The sequence below is a fragment of the Paenibacillus agaridevorans genome, from assembly GCF_003112455.1.
Lineage (GTDB): Bacteria > Bacillota > Bacilli > Paenibacillales > Paenibacillaceae > Pristimantibacillus > Pristimantibacillus agaridevorans.
Genome location: NZ_BDQX01000240.1, coordinates 1 through 8,435, shown reverse-complemented (window position 1 = coordinate 8,435; position 8,435 = coordinate 1). Strand labels below are relative to the sequence as shown.

At 47.0% G+C, this 8,435-nt stretch carries 7 protein-coding genes; all 7 read right to left on the bottom strand.

The features are described 5' to 3' along the window. Positions 1-378: ABC transporter permease family protein (locus tag PAT3040_RS20950; protein ID WP_507763376.1), on the bottom strand; the 378-nt coding region annotated here is incomplete at its 3' end. Positions 379-393: 15 nt separating this feature from the next. Continuing rightward, positions 394-1,305 (bottom strand): ABC transporter permease, encoded by a 912-nt coding sequence (locus PAT3040_RS20945; protein WP_258235087.1) that lies wholly within the window; start codon positions 1,303-1,305, stop codon positions 394-396. A gap of 75 nt (positions 1,306-1,380) precedes the next feature. Next, positions 1,381-3,087 carry an extracellular solute-binding protein gene (locus PAT3040_RS20940; protein ID WP_108994270.1) on the bottom strand — a complete coding sequence of 569 codons (1,707 nt, stop codon included), beginning with the start codon at positions 3,085-3,087 and terminating at the stop codon, positions 1,381-1,383. Positions 3,088-3,181: 94 nt separating this feature from the next. After that, the gene (locus PAT3040_RS20935) at positions 3,182-4,864 is read right to left on the bottom strand and encodes a response regulator (protein ID WP_108994269.1); all 1,683 of its coding nucleotides are present in this window, start codon (positions 4,862-4,864) and stop codon (positions 3,182-3,184) included. Next, complete coding sequence (locus PAT3040_RS20930) at positions 4,839-6,599, bottom strand: sensor histidine kinase (protein WP_181376757.1); 1,761 nt, start codon at positions 6,597-6,599, stop codon at positions 4,839-4,841. The genes PAT3040_RS20935 and PAT3040_RS20930 overlap by 26 nt, the downstream gene beginning before the upstream one ends. Before the next feature lie 259 nt (positions 6,600-6,858). Then, positions 6,859-8,019 carry an NAD(P)/FAD-dependent oxidoreductase gene (locus PAT3040_RS20925; RefSeq protein WP_181376756.1) on the bottom strand — a complete coding sequence of 387 codons (1,161 nt, stop codon included), beginning with the start codon at positions 8,017-8,019 and terminating at the stop codon, positions 6,859-6,861. Continuing rightward, the coding region (locus PAT3040_RS37295; RefSeq protein ID WP_507763375.1) for a class I SAM-dependent methyltransferase at positions 8,012-8,435 on the bottom strand (424 nt) is incomplete at its 5' end. The genes PAT3040_RS37295 and PAT3040_RS20925, both read right to left, overlap by 8 nt.

The following is an 8,435-nucleotide window of genomic DNA, read 5'->3' as shown; positions in this document are numbered from 1 at the left end:
CCCCCCGCCAAAAAACATAGTAATGACAAAATACCAAACATACTTCGTTCGCCAGCCAAATTGCGCATTGGATTTAGACAACGGGTAGGCTGTAATAAAAACCAGCACCATATTAATAACCGTCCCTATCGCTACTCTTTGGATTGAAATGCCGAGCGAACGAATAAATTCAACCTTCTGCCCGAGAAACTTATAGGCTTCTACAGTGAAATTGACCGGCCATAGCTTTACCTCACCGGCTGACGCAGCAATATTAGAGCTCAATGATACAGAAATGAGATGCACAAATGGAACGATACATAGAAGGGACATAATGGACAGAAGCAGAATGTTAATGACACTAAATACCGTCCTGCCTAACGTTTTTCGATGGATCACCTTTTCACCCGCCTTTTAGAATATTCGATAGTTGCTTAGTCGATAGGCGAGGTAGTAGGAGATGGACACCAATACGACAGAAATTCCCGCTTTAAATAGTCCTATCGCTGCAGCAGGTGCATACTGCTGCTCAAACAATCCTAATCGATAAACAAAAGTATCTATTACATCTCCCGTTTCATATACGATCGGGTTGTATAGAACAAGAATTTGATCGAAGCCTGCACTGAGTACACTTCCCAGGCTTAGAGTGCAGAGCAGCACAATAATGGGCATCATGCCCGGGAGAGTCACATGCAGCATCTGTCTCCATTTCCCCGCGCCATCCACTTCAGCAGCCTCATACAAATTTGCATTTATGCCCATAATAGCTGCTAAAAAAATAATCATGTTATAACCCATGCCCTTCCAGACATCGGAAGCGACCACAATAGCAACGAACCAATTTTTTTCTGCCATAAACATAATTGGTTCGAAACCGAAAGCGGATACAACCGAATTAATGGGTCCTTTTATAGAAAACAATTCGATCATGATGCCGCCAAGCACAGCCCAAGAAAGAAAAAAGGGCATAAATATAGTGGTTTGTACAAATCGCGCGAACCAACCGCGAATCAGTTCATTTAATAGCAATGCCAGAATTAACGGCACCGCAAGACCCAGACAGATTTTCATCACTGAAATAAAGAAGGTATTCCATATGACTTGCTGAAAATCGGGCAAGCGAAAAATATATTCGAAATTTTTCCATCCTACCCACTTTGATTTAAAAAAGCCCATGGCCGGCTCAAACTTTTGAAAAGCCATTATAATTCCAAACATTGGACCATAAGAATAAACGAGCGTTACCAGTATGCCCGGAATAAGCATAAGGTGCAGCGGCAATTCTAGCATGTACCGCCCTTTACGTTGAGTTAATTGCTTCATGCCATTTCATTCCTCCCACAAAAATGGAGGGAAGAACGCATCCTCTTCCCTCCATTCCCTTCTAGGCAATGCTAGTTATTTTCCCTTATACCACTCATTTACCTCATCCGTAATGTCATTTCCGCCAAGCGTTTTCCAGCTTTCTACAAACTTATCAAATTGATCAATGTCCTCGCCCATCACAATTTTCGTAAATGTTTCTGCCATCAATTTATTTAGGGAACCGCCTCGTTCAAGCTGGGTAGGTGTCTGGGTCCCATAAAACTCATTTTGTATAAATTGTTTGTCATCCAGCGCTTTTTTGGACAGCCCGAATCCACCCTCTTTGGCTACCCGGCTATAGTAGAAGCCCCAAGCGGCATTGTCTTTTTTATTATCCATAAATTTTTTTGACTCATTGAAAAACTGTGCCGCTTCCCCGGCAGCCAGAAAATCTTCTGGAATTTGAATGTCCGTTTGTCCTTTGTCCAAAGCTTCATTTACTGCTATAAAAGCATCATCCAAATAGTTCGGATAAATAAACCGCGGCTCAAACCAGTTGTAAATATAACCGCTATCCGCTCCCTTGTAATCCGGCGAGCTTTTATCTATATACTTCGGTTTTCTCATTTCCAAGTAGTAGTTGGCAAGTTTCACAGCTACTTCAGGCTGCTTATACTTTTTATTGACAACCATAATGGCGTTTAAAGTGGGGCTAATCAATGTTTTCGCCGATTCTCCCCCTACCTCCGGAAGCGGCACTGCAATCCACTCCGCATTCGGATTATTGTCCTTGCTAAGATTCAGCGGCCAGTTCGGGACCCACCACTCTCCCAATGTAATTCCGACACGGCCTGCAACAATGTCTTCACTAACCTTATTTTCATCCTTAAGCGCAAACTCTCTGTCGATAATGCCTCTCTTATACCAGTCTTGCAGCTTGGTCAGCGCTTCTTTTGTACCGGGTTGAATTTCACCTGGCAGCAAAGTGCCGTCTTGCCCCTTTATCCACCCGCCTGGATAAGACTGGTGGGAATAAAATATTCCGCGTGCGTCAAATGCCCATGCACCAACAAGAAAGTTTTTGTTCATGGCAAAACCGTAAGTATCGTTTTCGCCATTCATATCCGGGTCGTTCTTAACAAATGCTTCTGCTACGGCTTCAAATTCCTCCATTGTTTTAGGAACCGGCAAGTTAAGATTTTTTAGCCAATCGGCACGAATGTAAGCCAGTTGCACAGCACTTTGAAAACTGGTTGTAAGCCCCATTACTTTGCCATCCACAGTAGTGGCCTGAAGCGCGAGGCCGCCATCGGATTCGATCACCCTTTTCAATGTCGGAGATGCGTAGTTTTCATAAACCTCCGAGAGATCAGCCACCAGCCCTTGCCTTACAAAGTTCAGAAAGGTCGCCTGATCCACCATCATCATATCCGGCAAATCACCCGAAGCTATCGACAGGCTAAACTTTTCCGCATATTGATCCATTGGCACCGACCACAAGTATTTCAAATCGATATTCATCATTTCTTTTAAATCTTTCAGATAGGCATTGGTTTCCGGTGTAACCCCTTTTAGAGCATCTTGCTCTTCTGGCGGCCGATAAGACAGCACTTGGGTAATTGTAACCGGCGTTTCGTACTTGCCAAGCGGATCGAATGAGGCTGGGTCCTCAGCCTGCTCTTGATTCGCATCGCTAGATTCTTTTGGCGGCTCTGGCTCCTGCTGTTTTTGCGAACATGCTGCCAGTACAATACTGCTAATAAACATGATTACGATAAAACTTAACAAAGTTCTCTTCATGCCCTTCCCCCTATTAATTGGATTTCTTCTGCAATTTAAGTATAAGTTTGGCTTGTAATCGCTATCAATATAAGGATCTTTACAACGTTCTGTTTTATTTACCAGATCGAATAACCATCTCCCGATACTCCTGCGGGGTCGCTCCAGTCATCTTGCGAAAAAAGGCTGTAAAGTAGGAGGGGGATTCGAAGCCAAGCTTTAAGCCGATCTCATTTACTTTAAGCTGCGTTCTAGTTAGCATCTCGACTGCCGCTTTCGCTCTTACTTCATTGATATAATCCGACAAATTGCGGCCCGTAACCTTCTTATAAAAGCGAGAGAGATAAGCTGGATTAAAAAACACAACCTCGGCAATACGCGCCAGAGATAGATCACTGCCGAGATGAGCTCCAATAAAGCGATGAATGCGTTCGATGAGCAAATGCTCGCTTTTTTCCACATGTTCTTGCTTCCACTTGCATATGGTTTCTCCTAAATCCAGCAAACGGCTTGCAAAAGCGCCCCAATCTTCCAGCAACTCGGGTGACGGCAGAAGCGCCAACTGCTGCTCTTTCAAATAGCTATCGTCGGATTGTAAATTGTTAAGAATAGATAAATAGGCTGATAATAGCCTATAACACCTTTCAAGCCCTAGAATGTAGTTATTAACAAAGTCCCTACGCAACAGATCGAGAAGCTGCGCGGCCTGTTCCCTCACAGCTGCGTTATCTCCAGTTTCTATGCATCTTTCCAGCTGAATTAATTTTTTGTCAAAATCAGTAGAGTAAACAGGAAGCTTTGCTGCCCCTTCCTGCTTCCCGGTTTCATCCATGCGCAAGTCCATAATAGCCATTGATTGTCCGTTCATCGCCCGTTTTTTGAAGGCGGCCCGCATCGCCTCAACCTGTGCAATAATATTGCCCTGGGTAACCAGTCCGTTACAGAGGACAAAGGAAATAGAAATCCCAAGCTCATTCCAACAACCTATTTGGACCGGCTCCAATATTCCCTTCAAGTAGTCCATTATTCCATGCCAGTTTATCCTGCCTTCGCTATCCACAAACAATCTCGACTCCTCGCCAGGCTGGATGAACCATAACAATTCATTACGGTCATGAATCAAAGTTTCTAAGCGACATATGCCTGACAATTGCTCTGAAAAAAGCTTCTGTACGCCATAAAATATTTCCATACGCTCTGTATGCGAATGACGCTGCTCCCACAAATCGACTTTGCCTGCCACCATCACCATTGGCTTTGCGCTATCGATTTGAATAGAGAGCTGGCTATATTCGGCACCATTCCATCTCTCTGCATCAACCTCTCCGATCAGCAGATCTTCGAACAGCTCCCGCTTTAGCAAAGGCTCTGCTGCTGTCAATTGCAGCTTTGCATGCTCTATATGGTAGCGACTCTGCTCCTCTTTCCGGATCTTTGCGATTGTTTCTACCACTGCTTTATGGATGGTTGCAATGCCTTCTGTTTTTAAAATATAGTTTTCTACCTGCCGGCGAATCGCCTTATGAGCATAATCAAAATCACTGTAGCCGGTCAGAAAAATAATGCGGCAATTGGGCCAGTACAACAGCAAATCATCTGCAAGCTGAATACCATTTTTTCCAGGCATGCGAATATCGCTTATGATTAGATCCAACTTGGTTCTTTCGATAATGTTTAGCGCCTCTTCAGCCGAATAGGCTTTGCACAAATCCAGCTCCAAGCTCTCCTCATCCTGAAAATACTGCATTAAACCATCCACAATTGCCGGTTCATCATCCACAATCAGCATTCTGTACATCTTGGTTCGCTCCTCCCTTAAAATCAATCCATAATTCCGCCTTCATGCCGCCTGATTCACTGCGTGAAACGACTACACCGCTCTCCTCGCCATACTTTAGACGAATACGTCTATGCACATTTATCAGCCCTGTTTTTTCCACTGACTTGTCAGAAGCAGCAAGCCATACCTGAAGTTCCTGAAGTCGGTCGTCTGTTAAATACTGGCCATCATCCTCAACCTTGATATGTAGGATGTGCTCCGTGCAACGCGCGCTGATTCGAACTACCCCACGACGCGTGCCATTATCAAATGCGTGTTCAAATGCATTTTCTACAAGCGGCTGAACAATCAGTCTAGGGACATTTCTTAATGCGAATTCGCCTTCTAACTCGGCAATTTCGACCGTAATGCGATTGGCAAACCTAATACTTTGAATTTCACAATAGTCCAATGCGTGCTGATACTCCTCCTCTAAAGTCACTTCATCCTTGCCGTTTCGCGTAATGAACTGGTAGTAGCCGCCCAGCTTCTGCGCCATAAGCGCGGCACTCTCCATATCTCCGCTTTTGCAAATCATATATAAATTAAAAAAACTGTTGTAAAGAAAATGAGGATTGATTTGAGATTGCATTTGTTTCATCTCGGAGTACTGCAGCGCTATTTTTTGTTCATAGTTTTCTTGAATGGATTGGCGAAGTTTATCCATCATCTTGTCGAAATTACGGTATAAATAATTAAATTCGCTATCCTGTTGCGGGCGACTAGAACGAATCAAATTATCCGCTTCTACACGATTGAATAAGTCGGTGAGCCGTTTCAACGGCTTATGAATCATCCAATTCAAAGAAAAACCAAACAACACGACAATAGCAAGCGAAAGAAATGTCAGGATAACTAACCAGTAATTAAATTGATTAATAGGGTCTGTTATCTCATCCTGATTCAAATAGGTGTACAGCGTCAGCCCCAGGGATGAGACCGCTATGCGCGTGATCAGATAGTTTTCGTGTTCTACATGGGGAACGATAGACGGATTGAGGTTATCCCTTTCATCATCGAAATAGGTACTAATGTTCTTCCACATGAAGGAATTCGGTTGAATGGAAACAACATGCGAGAGGGCGTCATTAACAAGCGATGCTCCGGAATCCTTGTAAGGCTCAAGCAACTGCTGCAGGGACTGCTCCAAGCGGGGGATCGAAAGCTCGACATAGACGAGAATATTTCCGTTATTTGCAGACTCCATAAAGTACAATTTATTATCAAAATAGTATAAAGGTTGCGTTTGTTTATGTTTCTGATAAAATTCGATCAACTCTGATTCGGGGTTTGGAAGCTTGGTAATGCCATTATTTGTTGAAATCGTATAACCGAAAGGGAGAACAGCCGTCCCTACACTAGAAATGTACTCGCTAGAGCTGCGAATGGCTGTCAACTCCTCCCTCACCCTGGTAACCATCTGATAATCCTCGTATTCCCTGATAAGACTACCTAAAAAACCGATCTTCTGTAGGTCGGAATTGTTCAACAGCTTAAGCTGCTGCCGGCGGATAAAAGAGATCTGATCATTAAGTTGTCCGGTAAAAAAGGCCACGCTCGAAAGATTGGAATCCACCGATTGTTTCTTCATAATTGTGATAGCGGACATATTCATCCACAAGATAATGAGTAATACAGGCAACATGACGATTGCAAACACAACAATTACCTTTTGAAAAACATAGAGTCTTTGCCATAATACGAGTACCTTCATCCTGTTCTCCTCCAATAGATTTGTAACCGTTATCATAACTCGCGCATCGAATTTTCCACAACAATCTTTTTTCGTCGTCACCACGGATTTGGAAAATATTATTAGATTTAGGCATACAAAAATCCCCCTAGAGCCCTTCTCTAGAGGGATAAACATATCTCGATAGCACCTTCCTCCATCACTCCTGCAGGCCTTCCTAAATACTCATCGGCGGCAGGCGGTACGGTTGTCGAGGCGGTGCTTACAGCTTGCAAGCTTATCATGATGGCATATTCATCTTGCCAAGCCGAGTGGCTTTAACTACTTGTCGAACGACGCCTGGCAGTCGACTTGCTGCCGTAGCGGCCAGCATCGAAAACGCAGGATGGCCTGCCGTGCGCTGAAGCAGTCGCCCCCACCTGAGCGGGCCTCGAAAATGCCGGGCGATCGCTCCCTCATAATCGCGCCTCCATTGCTCTCGCGTCGCTTCGCCTCTCAAAAATAGATCGGCCGACTCCGAACAGAGCTGCGCGGAACGGATCGCCATCGACATGCCGTCCCCGCACAGGGGCGGTATTGTCACGCAAGCATCGCCAATTAAAGGGATGCCGTTCCAGGCGAGCGGAGCGTCATAAAGGCGCACGGGCGCAATCGCCGCTTGCGATTCCTCAAGGGGGAGTGCCTCCTCCATCCTTCTTGCTAACGAGGGGTGGCGGGCCTCGGCCTCCTTGAGCCAACCGATTACCGCTGAGGGCGACTGCCGAAAGGCGCGCTGGTCAAACAACGCTGCTGCGTTAACGATGCCCTGCCCGGCAGAAGACAGCCCCAAATAACCGCCTTCGAAAAAATAAAGCTCCAAATCCCCGTCCATCTCGATGCCGGACACATGCATCTTGATGCCCATGTACGGACATGGGGCAGGACGCCGGCGCACCGCATCCGGAAAATCCGGTACGCGCCCGTTTCCTCCCCATGCGCCGATTACGGTCCTCGATGAAATCGCAGCCGCCTCGGAGCCTCGCCTCGTCCGCAGTTCGTACCCATCGTTCGCCAAGCCAACCGCAGTAACGGCGGTTTCCGTCACGACTTCGGCTCCTGCAAGCCTTGCTTCCTCATGCAGAGCTTTATCAAGACGGTAACGGCTGATGCCCCATGCCGGACCAGGCAATGGAGCGATAATCGAAGCGCCGTTTCCGAGGATCAACCGTGCACGACCAATGACTGCGGGCCCCAGCGACTGCAGGCAGTCTCCGAGCCCCAAGGCGATCAGCGAGTCGACCGCCTCGGGAGATAGAAACTCCCCGCAGACTTTATGGCGCGGGAACGTCCGGCGATCGATGAGCGCCACTTTCCAGCCTCGCCGCGCCATCAGAATCGCCATGCAGCTGCCGGCTATGCCCGCACCGAGAATGGCAACGTCCAACGTCCCGCGATCACTCATCCGCAACGCCCCCCGGTTGTGCCGCAATGGTAACGACATAGCGAAACAAGGGCCGCCAGTTGCAGGTCAGTCCGGGCGAGCCCAGCGCCTTGTCCAATTGCTTCCAATCCTCCGCGCGGAACCCTTTGGCAACGGATAACGGACCATCATTGCGAATATACCGGTTGGTTGACACCAGTCGGGCCGCGAGCCATACGGCCGCCCAGGGCAGCCAGTGACGATGAATATCTTGAATAACGATGCCGATCCTGGAGGCCCGCAGCATGGCGGAAGCAACGTCCGGCAGTTCCTCGGATGCAAAATGATGCAGAAACTGCGAGCCCGTCACGATGTCGGCCCCCCGCGCATCGAGATCCGCCAAGTCGCGGCACATCACCGAGACCCGGGGCTCGTCCGCAAAATAGGCGGCCGCCTCC